The organism is Ruminococcus sp. AF17-22AC, from assembly GCF_003460065.1.
Taxonomy (GTDB): Bacteria; Bacillota; Clostridia; order Lachnospirales; family Lachnospiraceae; genus Blautia_A.
Genome location: NZ_QRXT01000001.1, coordinates 426,777 through 445,872, shown reverse-complemented (window position 1 = coordinate 445,872; position 19,096 = coordinate 426,777). Strand labels below are relative to the sequence as shown.

The 19,096-nt window shown below is 38.3% G+C and carries 21 protein-coding genes; all 21 read left to right on the top strand.

Annotation, left to right across the window (positions count from 1 at the left end; translation table 11 throughout):
- The first annotated feature begins 21 nt into the window (after window positions 1–21).
- Window positions 22–1,455 (top strand): type II toxin-antitoxin system RnlA family toxin, encoded by a 1,434-nt coding sequence (locus DWW86_RS02320; RefSeq protein ID WP_117942142.1) that lies wholly within the window; start codon window positions 22–24, stop codon window positions 1,453–1,455.
- 25 nt (window positions 1,456–1,480) lie between these two features.
- The gene (locus DWW86_RS02315) at window positions 1,481–1,846 is read left to right on the top strand and encodes a type II toxin-antitoxin system RnlB family antitoxin (RefSeq protein ID WP_117942141.1); all 366 of its coding nucleotides are present in this window, start codon (window positions 1,481–1,483) and stop codon (window positions 1,844–1,846) included.
- 479 nt (window positions 1,847–2,325) lie between these two features.
- On the top strand, window positions 2,326–3,150 hold the full coding sequence (locus tag DWW86_RS02310; RefSeq protein ID WP_117942140.1) for a substrate-binding periplasmic protein: 825 nt from the start codon (window positions 2,326–2,328) through the stop codon (window positions 3,148–3,150).
- Window positions 3,137–5,272 carry an ATP-binding protein gene (locus tag DWW86_RS02305; protein WP_117942139.1) on the top strand — a complete coding sequence of 712 codons (2,136 nt, stop codon included), beginning with the start codon at window positions 3,137–3,139 and terminating at the stop codon, window positions 5,270–5,272. The genes DWW86_RS02310 and DWW86_RS02305 overlap by 14 nt, the downstream gene beginning before the upstream one ends.
- Before the next feature lie 250 nt (window positions 5,273–5,522).
- Window positions 5,523–6,074 (top strand): hypothetical protein, encoded by a 552-nt coding sequence (locus DWW86_RS02300; RefSeq protein WP_117942138.1) that lies wholly within the window; start codon window positions 5,523–5,525, stop codon window positions 6,072–6,074.
- A 36-nt stretch (window positions 6,075–6,110) separates the two neighbouring features.
- Window positions 6,111–6,989, top strand: coding sequence for a family 20 glycosylhydrolase (locus tag DWW86_RS02295; RefSeq protein WP_243280028.1), 879 nt, complete (start codon window positions 6,111–6,113; stop codon window positions 6,987–6,989).
- A gap of 52 nt (window positions 6,990–7,041) precedes the next feature.
- A complete protein-coding gene (locus DWW86_RS02290) occupies window positions 7,042–7,707 on the top strand; it encodes a response regulator transcription factor (protein WP_005423065.1) in 666 nt (221 codons plus the stop codon).
- Window positions 7,704–9,125, top strand: a complete 1,422-nt coding sequence (locus DWW86_RS02285) for a sensor histidine kinase (protein WP_117942137.1) — start codon at window positions 7,704–7,706, stop codon at window positions 9,123–9,125. The genes DWW86_RS02290 and DWW86_RS02285 overlap by 4 nt, the downstream gene beginning before the upstream one ends.
- Before the next feature lie 99 nt (window positions 9,126–9,224).
- A complete protein-coding gene (locus DWW86_RS02280; protein ID WP_117942136.1) occupies window positions 9,225–10,709 on the top strand; it encodes a DUF6034 family protein in 1,485 nt (494 codons plus the stop codon).
- 1 nt (window position 10,710) lies between these two features.
- Window positions 10,711–11,601: a hypothetical protein gene (locus DWW86_RS02275; protein ID WP_055056197.1), complete on the top strand. Its 891-nt coding sequence runs from the start codon at window positions 10,711–10,713 to the stop codon at window positions 11,599–11,601.
- 19 nt (window positions 11,602–11,620) lie between these two features.
- The gene (locus tag DWW86_RS02270; RefSeq protein WP_227190740.1) at window positions 11,621–12,349 is read left to right on the top strand and encodes an ABC transporter permease; all 729 of its coding nucleotides are present in this window, start codon (window positions 11,621–11,623) and stop codon (window positions 12,347–12,349) included.
- A 46-nt stretch (window positions 12,350–12,395) separates the two neighbouring features.
- On the top strand, window positions 12,396–13,046 hold the full coding sequence (locus DWW86_RS02265; protein ID WP_502696632.1) for an ATP-binding cassette domain-containing protein: 651 nt from the start codon (window positions 12,396–12,398) through the stop codon (window positions 13,044–13,046).
- Window positions 13,046–14,344: a COG1361 family protein gene (locus tag DWW86_RS02260; RefSeq protein WP_117942134.1), complete on the top strand. Its 1,299-nt coding sequence runs from the start codon at window positions 13,046–13,048 to the stop codon at window positions 14,342–14,344. The genes DWW86_RS02265 and DWW86_RS02260 overlap by 1 nt, the downstream gene beginning before the upstream one ends.
- On the top strand, window positions 14,341–15,048 hold the full coding sequence (locus DWW86_RS02255; RefSeq protein ID WP_286187630.1) for a hypothetical protein: 708 nt from the start codon (window positions 14,341–14,343) through the stop codon (window positions 15,046–15,048). Before DWW86_RS02260 ends, DWW86_RS02255 begins: the two co-directional genes overlap by 4 nt.
- Window positions 15,049–15,366: 318 nt before the next feature.
- The gene (locus DWW86_RS02250) at window positions 15,367–15,993 is read left to right on the top strand and encodes an AAA family ATPase (RefSeq protein ID WP_286187629.1); all 627 of its coding nucleotides are present in this window, start codon (window positions 15,367–15,369) and stop codon (window positions 15,991–15,993) included.
- A 36-nt stretch (window positions 15,994–16,029) separates the two neighbouring features.
- Window positions 16,030–16,236, top strand: a complete 207-nt coding sequence (locus DWW86_RS02245; protein ID WP_015542770.1) for a hypothetical protein — start codon at window positions 16,030–16,032, stop codon at window positions 16,234–16,236.
- The gene (locus tag DWW86_RS02240; protein ID WP_015542769.1) at window positions 16,199–16,501 is read left to right on the top strand and encodes a hypothetical protein; all 303 of its coding nucleotides are present in this window, start codon (window positions 16,199–16,201) and stop codon (window positions 16,499–16,501) included. The genes DWW86_RS02245 and DWW86_RS02240 overlap by 38 nt, the downstream gene beginning before the upstream one ends.
- Window positions 16,502–16,618: 117 nt before the next feature.
- Window positions 16,619–16,963 (top strand): hypothetical protein, encoded by a 345-nt coding sequence (locus DWW86_RS02235; protein ID WP_117942133.1) that lies wholly within the window; start codon window positions 16,619–16,621, stop codon window positions 16,961–16,963.
- A 113-nt stretch (window positions 16,964–17,076) separates the two neighbouring features.
- A complete protein-coding gene (locus DWW86_RS02230; protein ID WP_015542767.1) occupies window positions 17,077–17,304 on the top strand; it encodes a cold-shock protein in 228 nt (75 codons plus the stop codon).
- Between the two features lie 371 nt (window positions 17,305–17,675).
- Window positions 17,676–18,029, top strand: a complete 354-nt coding sequence (locus DWW86_RS02225) for a class B sortase (RefSeq protein WP_181985285.1) — start codon at window positions 17,676–17,678, stop codon at window positions 18,027–18,029.
- Window positions 18,030–18,145: 116 nt separating this feature from the next.
- The gene (locus tag DWW86_RS02220) at window positions 18,146–19,048 is read left to right on the top strand and encodes a hypothetical protein (RefSeq protein ID WP_015542765.1); all 903 of its coding nucleotides are present in this window, start codon (window positions 18,146–18,148) and stop codon (window positions 19,046–19,048) included.
- Window positions 19,049–19,096: the final 48 nt, after the last annotated feature.

Below are 19,096 nucleotides of genomic sequence, written 5' to 3'. Positions count from 1 at the left end.
CCAAATCTTGAAGGAGCGTACATGGCAAAGAAAAAAGTTTATGCTGTAAAAAAAGGTAAACAAACTGGATTGTTTTATTCATGGGATGCGTGCAAAGAATCGGTTATCGGATATTCAGGAGCTGAGTATCAAGGTTTTGAAACCGAAGAGAAAGCAAAAAACTATTTGGAAAATAAGGAACAAGAAGTCCCCAAAATAGAAGAGAAGGCAAATAATCAGCTAGTTGCATATGTGGATGGTAGTTTTGATGAGAAAATAGGAAAATATGCTTTTGGGTGTATTATTCTTACACCAAGAGGAGAAACTATTAGAGAATCAGGAAATGGAAATGAACCAGATTCTTTAGCAATTAGAAATGTTGCTGGTGAAATGCTTGGTGCTATGTATGCAGTACAATGGGCAATTAAGAATGGTTACCGCAACTTAGAACTTCGTTATGACTATGAAGGAATTGAAAAGTGGGCTCAGGGCGAATGGAAGGCAAAGAATACACTTACTCAGAAATATGCAAATTTTATGAAGAGTAAAGCAGACATTCTAAAAATTTCTTATCAAAAGGTAAAAGCTCATTCTGGAGACCTTTATAATGAAGAAGCAGATAAATTAGCCAAAACTGCTTTAACAGAAGGGAATGGGATTCCTAAAGTTAAAAGAGGCGATTTTTGGTTTACAGTTGAGGGAATTTCAGATGAAGATTTGTCTACAGTTATAGAACTTGTTGTTGAGGAAATTGGGAAAGACAATCTGATTATAGATGAAAAAAAGGTTGCTTATGGAAAAGCAGTTTCTTTAAAATGTAACAAAAGTAAAGATAGAGTAGTTGTGACACATTATCAAAAGCATAATAAAGTAGTAATACAGGGAAGACCAGAAGTGTTATTTTCTACTATTATTGGATATATTACTGAATTAATAGAAGTAGAAGAAATTCCTAAAATTTTTAATGATACATATAATCTTAATATAGATAAAGACGAGGTTCTCTCTGAATTTCAGTTTTATATGCCAAATGCTTATGATAAGATACCGTCTAAAAAAATGGAAAGATCTCTTCATCAAGCTGTATATAATTTAAAGGTTACAGGCGATATGTTTGATGGAACATATTTGGCTCAGCCGGCAATTCGTGTTGTAGAAGCACAATTAAAAATTGCATTAATGGAATGTGGTATTATACCAAATGCACAGTACATCAAAGAAAATTATTTTGATATGTTTGATAAAATAGGTGCAAAATATAAGCTGAAACCGGATAGATATGGAAATGCAAAGCCTGAGCAGGTAAAGTATATTGGAAATATTTATACGTTTTATAACAGCAATCGCCATCCAATAGATCATTGGGATGATCCTACAGCACCAATTGATACTACAAAGATGCTGGATATAAAAGGTGCCCATGATTTGATTAAAAGAGCATTGGCGATTATTGATGAATATTATGAAGTAATTTAAAAATCAGAAGAAAGGAGCAAGTTAGATGAATAACTTTGATATGATTGTGATAAGTGAAAAAAAAGAAAATATTCTTGTGGTTATGAAGACTAGCGAGCCTCCTTTTGATTATCTTGCAGAAATTGAGGCTTTGTTAAGGGAAAGACGCTATATCGGTGTAGTAATGATTGATGAATTGCTACATAGTGGGAATACGGAAGAACGCTTTATTCATGGATACTTTGATGGTGTCCAGTTTGACAGTGAGAAATTTGCCTTTGAGCTTGTTCCAAAAAAAAGTAAATTAAGGGAACCTGTTTGCTTTTACTTATATCAAGACAGGGAAAGTCTGGAATATTCTATTCTAACCACCAGACAGCAGAAGATGATTGAGCATGGTTGCATTATTTAATAGGAAATTTGAGATAGAGCGTATAGGAACAAACTATACGTTCTATTTTTGAGCCTTTTTGAGAAAAATTAGGAGTTATTACTGAGGTGGAAGAAGAGGAATAGTAATTATACCAATTCAACAATATGCAATAACAGAAAACACTCCACTGCCGATAAAAAAGGCAGCTTTTCCCTATATCTACACGCCGTAGGCATTGGAAAAATCTATGGCGTATTTTATACCCATTTCTGAAGGAGTACTGGCACAGTTAAACTGGCAAAAGTAAAAATGAAGATGGAGTTTCAGATTAAAAGTGATGCAACATCACTCCGGATGAAGTTCATATAACATAATCCCAAAAATCACCTGTTCTTTTTAAAAATATAAAATTTTGTGCATGTTTTGTATTATATCTTTTATGTAAATTCAGTATAAACAGAGTTATTATAATGACGTAAAATCCAAAAAAATCAGAGAAAATTGTTGAGGTACATAGCATGAAATCTAAGTACATGGCAGTAATACCGTTTTTGTTTGCTTTTGGGGTATTACTGATATCAGGATGTTCAATTACAACACAGAAAAGTACATCTTCACAGGAAAATATGCCAGAGATAATCATTGGAAGTGACGATTTTCCACCTTTTAATTATTCCGATGAAAATGGAGAGCCGGCAGGGATTGATGTTGACATTGCAAATGAAGCTCTGGGACGCCTTGGTTATAAGCCGGTATTTACAAAGATTGTATGGGATGATAAAGATAAAGATCTGGAAAATAAGGAGATAGACTGTTTATGGGGGTGCTTTTCCATGGATGGCCGGGAGAATGATTATAAGTGGGCAGGTCCATATATGGTGAGCCGGCAGGTCGTCGCAGTCAATGAAAACAGTACTATAAAGAAGCTTAGTGATCTGTCGGGAAAAGTAATTGCAGTACAGGCTTCCACAAAGCCTGAGGATATCTTTCTTGACAGGACGAATCCTGCTATTCCATTGGTAAAAGATGTGTATAGCTTAGAAAACCGAAAACTGCTTTTTACCTCTCTTGGAAAAGGTTATGTTGATGCTATAGCAGCTCATGAAACTTCCATACAACAGTATATAAAAGATTATGGGGCAAAGATAAGAATCCTGGATGAAGCTATCCTGACTACAGGAATCGGGGTAGCTTTTCCTAAAAACACGGATAGTGAACTTCCGGAAAAACTCACAGAAGTCTTTAAAGAAATGAGAAAAGATGGAAGTGAAGAGAAAATTCTAAAAAAATATCTTCCCGAAACCAGTGGATATCTGGAGGAGGATAAAATTGAAAATAACTAAACTGTCCAGACGGCAGACTCAAATCATCGTTATCACGGCGGGACTGATTCTGTTTCTGATAACTATAGTTTATTCTGTAAAAACTGACATAAAAGCAGTTGCCAGGCAAATGGACGAGACTCTGAAATATGTGAAAGAACAATGTTATATTTATAACAGATATAATGAAGCATCCCAAACAAAAGGTTTAATGCGTGCAATTGAAAATGCCCAGCAGGTTAATCGTAATCTGACGTATATAAAGGATGAAGTTACGGAGGATAAGCTGAAAACATATGCGGAGGAACAGAGACTTACCGGAATTATTATACTTGATGCAAACGGAAAGGTAAAATGTGAATACAGTACAGACGATCTTAATTCCTGGGCTTTACAGGATGAGATTCAAAAGAAAACCGTACTTGATGTAGCAGCACATCCCCGGAAAACATACGCTGCAAGTATCGTTCTTGAGGATGGGTCACAGGTGGATCTGGCTGCATATGGACGCTCTGACGAAAAAGGCATAATTATCACTTTTTATCATACATCAGCTGAGTATGCCAGAAACTATAATCTTACGGTCCAGAGCCTTCTTAGTGGCTATGATACATATTCCAGCGGAATGATCGTTGTAACAAATGGAAAAAATGTGGTTGCTTCAAATGACGAAGATCTGATCGGACAGAGCTCTGGAGATATTAATATTATCCAACAGGTAAAACAGAAACCAGCTAACAAACTGGTCCGTGTATCAGACAAAAAATGCAGATATATTGGCAGAATGACTAAGGGACGCGATTACTATGTTTATATGTTTATAGATGAGCAGATGGCGTTTGCTTCTGTTTTTAAAAACCTGTTGGTCGTGTTGCTGTTGTATATATTTGTGGCTGCTTCCGTATTTGCCTTCCGCAGGAGATCAAAAGCACAATTGTTGAAGATTCAGATGATGCAGGAAGAAGCTTATAAGCAGAAACTTTTGCAAGAAGCTCAAAGAGCTGATATGGCAAATAATGCAAAAACAGAATTTCTGCAGCGAATGAGTCATGATATCCGAACTCCTATTAACGGAATCCGTGGCATGATCGAAGTGGCTGATTATTATAAAGATGATTTAAAAAAGCAAGATGAGTGCCGCAGGAAAATATGGGATGCTTCAGGATACCTCTTGGAGCTTATTAATGAAGTGCTTGATATGAGCAAATTAGAGTCAGAGGAAATCGTGCTGGAAAATAAGGATTTTGATATTAACAAACTACTGCACGAAATAAGAGAAGTGATAGAAAAACAGGTATATGAACGTGGAATCAGCTTATCTGAAAAAGAATACAATCTGGAATACAGATATTTGAATGGGAGTCCGGTCCATTTAAAAAGAATCCTTATGAATATCATAAGTAATGCTGTCAAGTATAACAAAGAAAAAGGAGAGATACTGCTCAGCTATTATGAAACACAGGTGGATGACAGGCATATACTGTTTGAGTTTCACTGCAAGGATACCGGAGTTGGAATGAGTAAAGAATTTCAGAACCATATTTTTGAGCCATTTACTCAGGAAACAGGCGGTGCAAGATCTGTTTATGGAGGAACAGGTCTTGGTATGCCAATTACAAAAAAACTAATAGAGAAAATGGGCGGTACGATTAAATTTGAAAGCGAGAAAAATGTAGGAACTACATTCATGGTACAGCTTCCATTCCTTATTTCTGCTGATATGAAGCAGGCAGAAAGCCAGGAAGATGATGTATCAATTGAAGGCATGAAAATCCTTTTGGCCGAAGATAATGAATTGAATATGGAAATTGCGGAATTTCTTTTGACAAATGCAGGAGCAGAAATTATAAAGGCTTCAAACGGCAAGGAAGCTGTTGAAGCATTTGCAAAATCAGGTGTTGGTGAGATCAATGTAATTCTGATGGATATTATGATGCCAGTTATGGATGGCCTGGAAGCTACCAGAGAAATACGTACAATGAACAGAAGTGATGCATCTGCTGTTGTGATCATAGCTATGACCGCCAATGCTTTTACAGAAGATAAGACTAAAGCACTGAAGTCTGGAATGGACGATTATCTTACCAAACCACTGGAGTCAGAAAAACTGATTCGTGCCTTAAGTAGATACAAACACAATTAACAGTGACGTTCTTATTTCAGCCATAGAAACAGGGTGTGGTACGAAATATTATGCGTAAATTTATAAAATGGAACAGTAATCCAGACAAAGAGGGTGCATATCAATTGGATAATGATATGCACCCTCTGCCGATGTTTATTAACTGATGCATTTTGTTTATATATTCCCTTATTTTGTACATGGACTCTTTTATATGGAAGGTGTATAGTGGATAAAAACTATATGATAAAGATTATGGAGGCATAAGATCATGGCTGACTTGATAAATTTTGTTACGCTGTTGAATGGAAAATTTGATAATAAGGATCAATTTGAGAAAATAAGTAAGACAAATCCACAGTATCCATATGCAAAGCATATCAATACAATATGTAATTCCAAAATTGCAAATCTCCCAAATGGTTTCGAAGGCGTATTTATGATTGAAGAGAGCTATTATTCTGTACAGGGAACTACCCGTTCCTCTTCACATTTGTTTCTTTTCATGGAAGAAAGCAATTCAATAAAATTTATTTCTTATGAGATACCGGAAGGATATGATAAAAAGAATTTTACTTACAAAATGTTCAAAGGTGCCGACTATGATCAGCTAAAGTGTTCTGCAAAATTTACTCCTGCATTTTTCAGAAAATCAGGTGATACATGGGAAGGCGGAAGTGTAAGTATGTTTTCTCCCGTATTGAAATTTTCTCTGCATGAAAAGTTCACTGAAAATCAATTGGAAGTATCAGAGTCCATGGAAGTAAATGGGAAAAGAACTTTTGGTTATGATGAGCCGATTATTTACAAACGGATAAAATAGAACATTGACAGGGGATGCTCTGCCAAAAAGATTGATTTGTTAAGAAGAGCAGGATTCCTAAAGAAAGAGATTCATATCATCTGTCGGGAAATATCTCATTATTACCGCGCACTTAATTATGCCATACATCATATGGAAGAGGATGAATTTCAATATCAAGAGCATGTCTGTTTTGAAAGAAACGGTCTTATGCTGGATTGTTCCAGAAATGCTGTATTTACAGTTGAAAAGGTGAAATTCCTGATCAGGACACTGGCAAAACTTGGAATGAATGTACTTATGCTTTATACAGAAGATACCTATGAAGTAGAGGGGCAGCCTTATTTTGGAGCCTATCGCGGAAAATACACCAAAGACGAAATAAAAGAGCTGGATGCTTACGCTTCAATGTTTGGGGTAGAGCTTGTTCCGTGTATTCAGACACTGGCTCATCTTTACAATGTGCTGAAGTGGCCGGGAATGGATAAGATTCGGGATTCTGCGGACATTCTCCAGCCTGAAAAAGAGGAAACTTATCAGTTTATTGAAAAGCTGCTCAGCTCAGTAAAAGAGGATTTTTCTACTAATAGGGTACATCTTGGAATGGATGAGGCTGTCATGCTGGAACTTGGAAATTATCTAAAAGAAAATGGATATAAAAAAGGGTCACTGATAATCAGGGAACATTGTAACAGGGTCGTAGATATTTGCAGAAAATTAGAATTAAAGCCTATGATATGGAGTGACATGTACATTACAGCAAATTCTACAGGCGGATACTATGATCTGTCCGAAAATACGGACTGCTCCAAATGGGAGCATGTGTATAAAATCAGCATATCGGTTTATACAGGAAATCAAAACTATTCTCACAGAATGGTTTTGGTTTCCTTTTTTGCTGTTACAAATCAGTTACAACTGCATTATAGAATTTAATGTATAATTAACCTGTGAAAAGATAGTTATAAAAACATGTGAGGTAATAATCATGAAGGCAAGAATTCTTGTGATAGAAGACGAAATGTCAATCAATGACCTGCTATGTATGAATCTGGAGATTGCAGGGTATGAAACAGTAGGATATCTGGATGGAAATGAGGCATATGAAGCAATTATTCAAGATCATGCGTTTCAGTGTGCACTTGTAGATATCATGCTTCCCGGAAGAGACGGATATAGCCTGTTACCGAAACTGAAGCAGTATGAAATCCCCGTAATATTTCTTACCGCAAAGGGAGATATCGCGAGCAAGATAAAGGGATTAAAAGACGGTGCAGAAGATTATATTGTAAAACCATTTGAAATGCTGGAAGTGATGGTCCGTCTTGAAAAAGTACTGGAACGCAATGGCACTGTACAAGAACAGATTCAAATTGGTGATGTCATCATTGATACTGCTAGTCGTACTGTTACAAAAATGGGCATGGAAATCTATTTAAAGCCAATGGAATATAACTGCCTCATGGTGTTCGCCAAAAATCCGAATAAAGCACTGACCAGGAATCAGATTCTGCAGGAACTGTGGAATGAAGAGTTCTGCGGAGAAACAAGAACTGTGGATGCACATGTGGGTCGTATCAGGAAAAAGCTTGGCTGGCAGGATAAGATTAAAACAATTCCCAGAATCGGTTACAGACTTGAGGTGGATTTATGAAACTCTTAATAAAGATCTTTTCTCAGACTACATGTATCATTTTGTTGGTATCGTCAGGGATCTTTCTCTATACCACTTATTGTTGGAAAAATCAGAGTATACAGAATATCGACAGTTATGAAAGCAGTATATTCAGAACAAATATCTTACAGTTTGAAAATAAAACAAGCCGTTCCGACGATCAGAAACAGAATACCGACAACGAAATGCGACCACAAATAGTTACTTATGCTTTTCGGCAGGTTTTTCATGACAGTGCTGTTTTATATCTTGATGGAAAAATGACCTATAATGGAACTGTTTATGAATTCGATGTAGAAAGGTTAAGGGAATTATGTGAAAGTAAGGCAAACTTGATGAATCATGGCAGCAACAGTGAAGGTCATGGCCCTATGATCAGTCAGATAAATGGAAGGACACTTTTGTTATTCTACTATGGCAATGTAAATATGGGATATCAGATTGTTACTTATAAAGATATAACAGATGTAATAGAAAAAAGTCATCTGCTGTTTTTTCAGACGGGTGGATTTACTTTATCTTTGATCGTGGTGATGGGAATTATCCTTTATTTGAGCCTTCGAAAAATCACAGCACCGCTTACAAGCCTAAGAGAAGCTACGCTTCTTGTTTCTGAAGGTATTTATGATTTTAAAGTACCGTCAGAGGGCAATACAGAACTTGCGCAGGTAGGTGCAACCTTTAATTTTATGACAGGTAAAATAAAAGAACAAATTGAAAGTCTTTCTAACATAAACCGGACACAAAAACAGCTTATTGGAAGTCTGGCTCATGAGCTGAAGACCCCAATGACTGCAATCATAGGCTATGCAGATACATTGCTTACTGTGCGCCTGACCCCGGAAAGGCAGGAGAAGGCTCTGATTTATATTGAAAATGAATGTCGCAGGCTTTCAAGACTTTCTATGAAAATGCTGGAATTAACCGGACTCTACGAAGCTTCGGAAGACTCATTCAATCCAGCTGAAATACAGGTGGATAACTTCCTGAAAGAAGTAAAAGAACTCATTGATTGCAGGCTTCAAGAAAAAAACATCTCTCTTGATGTATTTTGTGAACCAAAAGAATTGGTAAAGAAGTTTGATCAGGACTTAATGATAAGTGTAGTGACAAATCTAATTGATAATGCAGTCAAAGCTTCCAGGAAAGAATCTAAAATTGTGCTTGAGGCAACCCCAGACCATCTGATGGTTCAGGATTTTGGAAAGGGAATACCGAAAGAGGATCTGGAAATGGTGACGGAACCATTTTATATGGTAGACAAATCTCGTTCCAGGGCAAAAGGAAGTGTAGGGCTCGGTCTTTCTTTATGTCAGAAAATTATAGAACTGCACGATTTCCAACTGAAGATTGAAAGCAATCCGGGAAAAGGAACTACCGTCTCTGTTTTCTGGTAATCACACTAACGTTTACATATCAGTTACAAATCGCGAAAGATTTGGTGTAATGCTCGATGATATACTTATAACAACCTTAGAAAGGAGATATTACCAGAAATGAGAAAAAACATAAAAAAGTTTGCAGGAATAGTGCTTTGTATTGGAATGTTTACAGGATGCGCACAGACCCCGGATTCTTCTTTGGTAAAGCCGAAGGGGAGCAAGGCTGTAGATGCTTATACGGAAGCGGATGATGTTAGCGGTTCTAAAGGAGAAGCATCTGAAAGCAAGAACGATGACGGTTCAGAGTCAAAGACAACCATCAGGAATCTCATTGATGCTCCTCAAAATTATAAAAGCCATGTGGAAGATGACAGTGCCAAGCTCGTGGTAAATACAGATGCAAGCGTAGAAATTCCGGAAGTGGAAAAGATATCTGCTATTTCTGTCACTGCGGCAGAAGTTACCCAGGAGCTTCTCGACCGTATTACAAACGCATTCTTCTCAGAGGCAAAACTTTATACCCTGGATAGTTATTATGTGAAGACAAAGGATGAAATTAAAAAAACTCTGGATGAACTAAAAGAAGACGTTGCTAACGGAAACCTGGATCCGTATAACTATGGAACAGACGATGATGGGAATTATGTCTATGATATCTATGAAGATATTGAGACATGGGAACAGGAATACGAAACTGCTCCGGAAAAGAAAACCCTGACAGAGGCAAAACCTGTTGCCGGAAATTATTTCAGTTGTATTGCACAAATGCCAGACGATTCACAATACTACTATATGATATCTTCCGATGGCTCCGATACCTTGTCAGTCAAGATCAAGAAAGCAGCAAACAAGGGCGGGGAAAAAATACCGGAGGATGCAATGTGGTGTGATTATGGATATTCTGAAGAGGAAGAAAAACCCACAGAAGAATCTATCGGGCTGTCTCTGGATGAAGCAAAAAAACTTGTAAAGGAAAAAGTTGAAAAAATGGGCATCACAGATTTGCAGTTTTCTAACTGGAATTACGCGGTGTACAAAAGTTTTGAAGGCGATAATAGTTCAGGTGATTTTGGAAATGGATATAGAATTGACTATGCACGTACCATAAATGGTGTGCCGGTAACTCAGACAATTGCAGACGGTGGGGCATTGGAAGATATGGACAGTACAATGGAAACATGGTCTTATGAAAGTCTCTGTTTCTATGTCGATAAAGATGGCATAGAAAGCATGACTTATTCAAATCCCTACACAATTGGTAACATAAAGACAGAGAATTTAAATCTTCTTTCATTCAGCGAGATTATGAAGATTTATGAAAAAATGATGGTGGTAACAAACGCTGATAATATGCAATATGAAAATTCCAGGGTCTATAATATTGATCGGATCGTTCTTGGTTATGCCAGAATATATGAGCCGTCTACTGACGCACACACAGGTATTCTGATTCCCGTCTGGGATTTTTTCGGCAGCATGACTTCAGAAAGTGAATATAACGGAGAAACAGAATCAAATACCAGTAAAGATCCGAATGAAAGTTTCCTTACCATTAATGCCGTGGATGGCAGTATCATAGACCGGAATCTGGGTTACTGACATGAGACAGGTATTTGGAATTGTAAGGTACAATTTCTTCGGATTTCTACGCAATCCCAAAGTTATTTTTATATTTCTGTTAGAATTTGTACTTAGTTTCCTGCTTACAGGCAGAATCATGGTTGTAATGGAGACCTACGATACACCGGTACAGGCCATTGAACCATTTATCTGGACATTTGGGGATGGGATAGCAGTACTGTCCAGTTCGCTGCTCTTGCTTCTTATGTTTTCTGACCTGCCGAAGATGACACCTATTACTCCATACCAGCTGACCCGGACAACCAAGAGGAAATGGCTTTTAGGTCAATTCATTTATGTTATTCTTGTAACTGTTTTATATACGGTTTTGATGCTGCTGTTTACGGCCGTGCTGTGTATGAAAAAGAGTTATCCAGGTAACCTGTGGAGCGAAACTGCGGCTATGCTTGGTTATTCAGAATTAGGAAAAAACCTGCAGGTCCCTTCTACAGTAAGGGTCATGGAAAGTATCTCACCCTATGGCTGTATGCTGCAGGTTTTCTTCCTTCTGTTTTGTTATTCGCTGACCTTAAGCTTTGTAATCCTTGTAGGAAATCTCTATAAAGGGAAGACTAAGGGGATGATTTTTGGCCTTCTTTACAGTGTCTTTGGTTTTTTATTGGACCCGAAAGTACTGGCTGCAATTTTACATAAAGAAAAATACGAAATGTATCAGGTAAATGTATTAATCTGCTGGATCAGTCCTCTGAACCAGGCAGTATACGGAAAACATAACTTGGGTTATGATCCATTGCTCCCGAAAATCCCGCATTCCTATATGTTTTTTCTGGGTATTTTAGTTCTTCTTGCAGTTTTTGCAATTAACCGGATGAAAAAATATACCTTTGAATTTCTTGGAGAAAAGACATGATCGGAAGGGGGGAAAACCTATGTGGGGTGAAACAAAACGTATGTTTTTTAATAAGAATTTTCTGGCAGCATGGCTGATAGCCTGCATCTCCATCGCCATTGGACAGACTTATCCCAGCTTAAAAAAAGCACTGACATGTGGTACTTTTATCAGTATACTGGAAGGTTCCTTAAAAAGTCAGGCAGTATCTTTTGCCATTCCGGTAGCAGCCGTATTGCCATGGAGTGATTCCATTCTGCAAGAATATAAAAGTGGATTTTTAAAGGAGATACTTCCCAGAACGACCCGCAGACAGTATATCGAAGGTAAAGTTTTTTCCATTATGGTATCTGGTTTTATGGTCTGGACGTTATCTATACTAACGGTACTTTTTATCAATTTTATTGTGTTCTATCCGCTGGAGATAAAGGGTGCTATTCAGAAAGAAGCACTTCTGGACTTACTCATGAAGGCATTTCGGACAGGACTTATCGGAAGTATCATAAGTACTTTCGGTGGAAGCTGCGGGATTTTATGGGATTCTGCTTACATGGCATATGGAATCCCTTTTGTAAGCTTTTATTTCGGAATTATCCTTCATGACCGCTATTTTAAGAATCAGATATGGTTTTATCCAGTAGAATGGATACTGGCTGATGAAAATTGGGGACCGGACAAAATAGGAGTTTGGCTATTTCTACTGTTGTTTTTATTAGTAATGCTGGGAATTCTGGGAGGTGTTTTATATGGAAGATTGGAAGAAATCTGAAGGGACATTTAATCTGGCCTGTGATCTGGAAAGAGCAAGTGGAATGATGCAGAACACCTGCGTAAAAATAGAACACGTGACCAAACGTTTCGGTGAAGACATCGTGTTACAGGAAGTAAATCTTTCCCTGAAAACAGGGAACGTCTATGGGATTGTTGGAAATAACGGTTCAGGAAAGACCGTCCTTATGAAATGCATCTGTGGGTTTCTTCCTGTAACTACGGGCGCTATTTTTGTATTTGGAAAAAAAATAGGCCATGATGTGGATTTTCCTGAAAGTCTTGGAGTTATTATCGAGACTCCCGGTTTTCTTACACAATATACGGGCTTTAAAAATCTGGAGATCCTGGCAGACATGAATGGCCGGATCTCGAAGGCCGATATCCGCATAGTCTTAAAAAGGGTAGGATTGGATCCGGACATGAAGAAACCAGTCGGAAAATATTCCCTTGGAATGCGTCAGCGCCTTGGTATTGCACAGGCCATTATGGAAGATCCTCTGTTTTTGATCCTGGATGAGCCGTTTAATGGACTGGATAAACATGGCGTGGAAGAGATAAGAGAACTACTGTTGGATTTAAAAGCAGCAGGAAAAACCATTTTGCTGGCAAGCCATAATGAAGAGGATATCAGAATCTTATGTGACCACGTATATGAAATGGATGGAGGAGTTTTAAGAGAAAGGACTGCCCGATAATGAGAAATTTATTTGTAAAAACGGCATTAGTATTGTGTACGACAATAATATTTCTTCCGGCTACCGTTTTTGCCACAGAGCCTCAAAACACGGAGATTACATCTGCTGAAGAAGGATTTACGGACTCAGATCCGTCAGTATCATATGAGAATGACAACTCGTTAACCCTTGATGTAAAAGAGGATGAATCTACGAGTACCGAACCTCCGGCAGAGGATGAAAAGATTCCTGATAAAGCTGATACCGATAAAGAAAATCCGGATCCGGATATTTTTACATCAGGAGATGACTTTGGTGATGGTTCTAAATCGAATCCTTTTCATGTTGTAATAGACAGTGATAATCCGGAGGACGATAACGCCCCTCAGATAACAGATCCGGTTATAGACAGCGGAGGGTACTCGGGCGGTGAGGGAGGAGGTAATTCAACATCAGACTCATCAAGTGAAAAAATATTACATAAACCGCAGGTATTATTAGAAGACAGCAATCTTTCAGGTGGACGATTGGAGGCTGGTTCTACAACAGAAATGTCTCTGACATTTCGAAATAAAAGCTGCAGTCAAAATGTATTTGGTTTAAAAATTTCCCTTTCTACAGAGAACAAAGGAATCGAATTTGAGAAAAACTCTTTTTATGTACAAGTCCTGGCTCCTGGTGAAGCAATTACTTTGGAACAGATGATTACTATAACAGAAAACTGTGATCCTGGCCAGGCTGTCATTACTTTTTCTCTGGATTATGAAGATTCGAAAGCAACGGCAACTACCGGTACAGAATTACTGTCTTTTCAGATCATCCAACCGGTTCGTGTTAAGCTGGAAGCTTCAGATATTCCATCTGTTTTATACACTATGGATACAGTAGAGATCCCGGTAAAAGCAATGAATCTCGGAAGAGACAAAATATACAATGCAAGTGTCAGCTTAAAGGCTGATGAATTAAGCTCAAACGATACTGCATTCTTAGGGACCATAGAGGCCGGAGATTTATCCCAGGGAAGTCTTCGCATATATGTAAAAGGAAAAACAGGAAAATGTGCAGGTCAATTAATTCTTACGTATGAGGATGCAGATGGCAAATCATATGAGGAAGAAATAAAATTTGATTCTGAAATCAAAGAAACCCAGATAAAAACTTTAAAGGTTGAAGATGACCAGGAGAAAACCAATAACTGGTGGTATTCCATAGCTGCAGTTGTTGCAGTACTGCTTATTTCCATAATCCTGATTCTGGTCAGAAAGCTTCATAAGAAAAATATCCTTCTTGAAGAAGCGAGGAAGGCGGCTTCTCATTGAAAAGAAAAAAAATAGACAGCTTTACCTTATTAGTCATACTTCTGCTGGCATTGATACTTACATTATTAGGAATGCTGCTGGCAGGCATGAAAGAAGAAAAACGGCAATTTACTGTGTTGCTCCCACTTGGAGATCTGGCTTATGATGAAGATTTTTTGCAGAAAGCGAAGAAGATAAAAGGTATAAAAGAAATCTGGCCAGTCATAGAAGTCCCGGTTGTCATCAAAATTGAAGATTATACGGAAACAACGACTTTTTCAGGAATTGATATGAATGCGTTTGGAAAAAATCCAACTCAGAATGAATTGGGGAAGATGCCGTTGTTATTGCTGGGAAATGGTTCCCTACGGGATATGAAAGACTATAATAATCATGCCATTTCAAAAAAACAACAGGAAAAATTTTTAGAGATGGGTGAAAACCTGAATATTTTTTATTCCCTGGATGAAAAAGAGAAGGATACTTCCAAAGCCATGGATGATCTTACCACTTTATCCGGCAATTCCGCAAGAGAACCGCAGACCTCATATATGCCCTGTAAAGCCGCTGTAGTAATAGAAGGCAACGAAATCTACATACCCATTTCCCAGGCACAGGATCTCTGCAGAGAAATAGGAGAGCCTTCTGAGATCAGTAAAGTATATCTAAAAATAAATGGAAAAAATAATCTGGAGAACGCAAAGAAAATACTTTCAGGAATTTAACATAATATATAGCAATTCGGCGATCGTCTTCGAAATGGTCTGGCGTCGGGTGTCCAGTTCTTCAATTTTTCTGTTGGCATAGGCAAGCAAAGTCGCATTGGTCTGGTCAGCGCAACACAGAACTATAATGAAGAAAAGGGCGTTCCAGAGGTAAGTTCCTTTTTATTTTCAAGAAAAGCGCAGGAAGTCTTTGAAAAAGCCGAAGGTGAAGCTGCATTGCTTGCTCTACTGAGTCAGTGTTTTCGGAAATATGGAATTTATGATCTTGCTGTTGTTGAAAACGCACAATACGGTTACTTATCCTTAAATCTGGAAAGTATGCCAGTTAATATTGACTGGCCGAACACGATACCCAAAAAAGGTGAAGGCATCTTCTTACGTTTCACAGATATAAATGTGGTGCCAAAAGAAGCTTTTCCTTATGTAGCAAATACAATCAAGCAGATTAATATTGTAATGAAATCATTAATACCTGAGATCAATATAGAAATTTATAATGCGTTTGATAAGCTATTGAAGGATGGAAAAGACGGAGTGCAGTTTGAAATCATTGCCATGCGTGGAGAGAATCGGATTCCGCTTTTATATGAATCCGCAGGAATAAAGAAGCTGATCTCTATTTGCAGCAATTTAGTTGCCTGCTATAATAGGGAGTCTTATTGCCTTGTGGTAGACGAGCTGGATTCTGGTATTTATGAGTATTTATTGGGAGAATGCCTGGAAGTTATGCAGGATAAAGCTAAAGGACAATTGATCTTTACATCACATAACTTATGCCCATTGGAAATCCTTGAAAACGATTCTCTGCTTTATACGACTGTGAATTCTGAGAATTGCTATATAATATCAAAAATACGCAAAATACCCGGTTATCCTATTTGCGGACGATCAAGCTTGGCGGGCAAAAAGAAAAACTCTACAATGAAACAAATATATATGAGATGAAGCTTGCTATGAGGCGGGCAGGAAGGATACGTGCTAATGACTAAAAAAGTTATTCTGTTTCTTGTAGAAGGGCCGACGGATGAAGATGCACTGGCTGTGATATTTACGAAACTGGTAAACAATCATGATATAGAATTTGACGTGCTTCATACAGATATCACTGCAGACGAAGATATGACGGTAAAATATATTGAAGAACGGATTGATGGGAAAAGGACTGAAGTTTTCACTGAGGGCCTTTAAAAAGCCGCTGCTTACAGAAGAGGAATACCAGCTACTTTCCTATCTTCAAAGAGAAGGGGATGTTTCCTGTCACCTGAAATGTTTAAAAGAAGAGGCAAAAAGCAGGGAACCCCATTTAGCAGATTCCCTCCAGAAACAGATACAACGGGAATTTATAAGCCGCGTAGCACAGCTTTACTATAAGAAACAGCTTGTGATCGATAACATAAGAAGGGAGGACTGCCTTGAAGCAAACGGAACATCCGTATTGGCACAGGCTGTATAGATGCTTGGAAGATTTTGGAACACATTATCAGAATATACCGGATTTTTTTAAAGACAGGATCCAGAGATATGGTATCCTGTCTCTTTTTATCCTGCTTTTTGGAGCATTTATGGGAACATGGATAAAGACAAAACTTTTGTTTTCTGGTCTTTCCAGCTTGGGATTATCGGGTTTATAAGAACATATCTTATTTTCCGCACCGCGGATAAAAAGACCTATGAAATCGTGGAAGGGCTGGTAACCGGGATAGACGGGAAAAATCCCTTTGCAAGATTGCGGAGGATCCGGGTAAGTGATCCGGCCGGCCGGCAGAGTGAACTTTTGCTGGATAAAAACGTAAAAGTTTTGGAGGGAAAACGCTACCGGTTTTATTTTGGCATAAATGAAAAGAAGCTGGTAGGAATCCGCCGGGTGGATGCAGCACTCAATAACGGGACTTTTTTGGGAAACGAAGAAATATAAGAGGAAGGGATCCCTTTTATAGCAGGGAGGGGAGCACCAGGCATGGTTCGATTCCATGCTGCCCTGTTTCCGCAAAAGACTATTGTGGGAAATACAGCAAAGGAGAGAAGAATATGTCAGAAACATTACAGGAAACCGTGAAATGGTTCAGCGCACAGAAAGGATACGGTTTTATCACCGGTGAAGACGGGATTGATTATTTCGCCCATTTTTCGGAGATCCAGATGGATGGATACCGGAAATTAAGCGGTGGCCAGCCAGTCCTTTTTGAAGCAGGGACGGATGCCAACGGGCGCAGCCTTGCCAAAAACATTTCCCCGGCAGATCCAAACGCTGAGTAAGACGTTTTCATAGTGCATGTACAGATTACCTATTCCCCTCAGATACATGCACTTATGCAGACGGATGAAATAGACAGGCGGTATCATGCCGCCTGTCACAACATGTAGCAAAATAATAAAGATAACTCACGCAATAACACAATATATAGTTAAAACCAGAAGATTCTTTTTGTGTCTTTTTTTATTGCATAAAAAAAGAAAATTAATGAATACGGTTCAGGGCTGCTCGATTTACCGGCAGCCCTTTTTCCAGGAAGAATAATCGGAGGTTTGTATGAGACACATTAAAGAAATCATGATCGTGGCAGTCTGCCTGATGGCACTCAGCTTTTGCGTATGTACCGGTTTTGGTATTTACTTTACATGAAGGTGTGCAGGAATATGAGGACCTGCGTACATACGTCAAGGAAACGGATGAGGATGATCATACCAAAGGAACAGATGGAAACGATGGAAAACAGACCGTGGTTGATTTTAAGGCATTAAAAAAGATCAATCCGGATATCATTGCATGGATCCGGATCCCAGATACCAGCATTGATTACCCGGTAGTCCAGGGAAACGATGACTCCTATTACCTGACACATACTTTTAAGAAGACAGAACATGTGGCAGGGGCGATTTTCCTGGATTCCGATAACAATGCCGATTTTTCTGATGACAAGAACATCATTTATGGCCACAATATCCTCTGGATTTATATAGCCCAGTGGAAGGAAAAATAGAAATTAAACTGAGATGGTAAAAAAATATAAAAAAAGAATTGACAATTGTATTCTACAGTTGTAGAATACAATTAACTTCTACAGATGTAGAAAATAAAATTCTAGGAGAATCCACGATGAAGACAAAATTTATGACACTTATGACGGTAGCAACACTTGGGATTTTTTCAGCTGCAACGGTTATGGCAGCAGGAAATAACGATTTCTATACACAGCCGCCGGCTGGATCTGAATGGGAAAAAGCAGATACGGAAGGTACCTATGCAAGCTATACGAACGGAAATGATTATGTAAATATCTATAAATATTCACTGGAGGATGTCAAAACAGGGATTGCCAAATGCAATGACACATACGATGCCTGCTATCAGACAATTTATTCAGAGGGAAACAGCCTGTATATGGCAGTGGGATATGCAAAAGATGCAGATGACATCAGTGACGTCAGAAAATTTGTAGAATATATTTCGTATCCTGGAAATCCTTCACTTACCAGACAGGAGAATGAAAACCAGACCGATGATTCTTCTGATGATTCTGATAAGGCAACTACAGATACTGCCAGTCAGAAGTCAGGAGGAGATTCAGATTCCTCCGATACAGAAGAAAATGCTTCTGCAAAATCCTCGGACAGCAATGATGATTCCGATATCCTTTCTACCTCACCAATGACATTAGTTGACAGTGATGGAAATACCATTGAGATTAATTACATTCTTCACAAAGATTATTCTTGTGAATATCGTGGAGATGATGGAATGAACTATACCGATAATGGGGATGAGACTTATACCGACGAAAATGGAAATACCTACTCAGCTCTGAATGATGATACTCATCATCTGGGACATACGTTGGAACAGCATGACCTTCAGGATGCAAACGGTAATACTGTGACGGTTACGGAAACTACAAATGGTGATTATTATTTCCAGGACGAAAATGGTACAGGATTTACGGACAATGGAGACGGGACATGGAGTGATGAAAATGGCAGCAGTTATACAGAAATAGACTGATAGTGGTCAGTAGCTGCAGGAATGGCAAGGGCATTTGCAAATTGTGCA

What these genes read in the sequence shown, in the direction of transcription:
- DWW86_RS02245 (WP_015542770.1), top strand. Translation starts at nt 16,030, where the DNA reads ATGACTAAAAAAGTTATTCTGTTTCTTGTAGAAGGGCCGACGGATGAA.
- DWW86_RS02310 (WP_117942140.1), top strand. Translation starts at nt 2,326, where the DNA reads ATGAAATCTAAGTACATGGCAGTAATACCGTTTTTGTTTGCTTTTGGG.
- DWW86_RS02270 (WP_227190740.1), top strand. Translation starts at nt 11,621, where the DNA reads ATGTGGGGTGAAACAAAACGTATGTTTTTTAATAAGAATTTTCTGGCA.
- DWW86_RS02250 (WP_286187629.1), top strand. Translation starts at nt 15,367, where the DNA reads ATGCCAGTTAATATTGACTGGCCGAACACGATACCCAAAAAAGGTGAA.
- DWW86_RS02300 (WP_117942138.1), top strand. Translation starts at nt 5,523, where the DNA reads ATGGCTGACTTGATAAATTTTGTTACGCTGTTGAATGGAAAATTTGAT.
- DWW86_RS02315 (WP_117942141.1), top strand. Translation starts at nt 1,481, where the DNA reads ATGAATAACTTTGATATGATTGTGATAAGTGAAAAAAAAGAAAATATT.
- DWW86_RS02290 (WP_005423065.1), top strand. Translation starts at nt 7,042, where the DNA reads ATGAAGGCAAGAATTCTTGTGATAGAAGACGAAATGTCAATCAATGAC.
- DWW86_RS02235 (WP_117942133.1), top strand. Translation starts at nt 16,619, where the DNA reads ATGGATAAAGACAAAACTTTTGTTTTCTGGTCTTTCCAGCTTGGGATT.
- DWW86_RS02220 (WP_015542765.1), top strand. Translation starts at nt 18,146, where the DNA reads ATGAAGACAAAATTTATGACACTTATGACGGTAGCAACACTTGGGATT.
- DWW86_RS02275 (WP_055056197.1), top strand. Translation starts at nt 10,711, where the DNA reads ATGAGACAGGTATTTGGAATTGTAAGGTACAATTTCTTCGGATTTCTA.
- DWW86_RS02260 (WP_117942134.1), top strand. Translation starts at nt 13,046, where the DNA reads ATGAGAAATTTATTTGTAAAAACGGCATTAGTATTGTGTACGACAATA.
- DWW86_RS02240 (WP_015542769.1), top strand. Translation starts at nt 16,199, where the DNA reads ATGGGAAAAGGACTGAAGTTTTCACTGAGGGCCTTTAAAAAGCCGCTG.
- DWW86_RS02230 (WP_015542767.1), top strand. Translation starts at nt 17,077, where the DNA reads ATGTCAGAAACATTACAGGAAACCGTGAAATGGTTCAGCGCACAGAAA.
- DWW86_RS02285 (WP_117942137.1), top strand. Translation starts at nt 7,704, where the DNA reads ATGAAACTCTTAATAAAGATCTTTTCTCAGACTACATGTATCATTTTG.
- DWW86_RS02320 (WP_117942142.1), top strand. Translation starts at nt 22, where the DNA reads ATGGCAAAGAAAAAAGTTTATGCTGTAAAAAAAGGTAAACAAACTGGA.
- DWW86_RS02280 (WP_117942136.1), top strand. Translation starts at nt 9,225, where the DNA reads ATGAGAAAAAACATAAAAAAGTTTGCAGGAATAGTGCTTTGTATTGGA.
- DWW86_RS02265 (WP_502696632.1), top strand. Translation starts at nt 12,396, where the DNA reads ATGCAGAACACCTGCGTAAAAATAGAACACGTGACCAAACGTTTCGGT.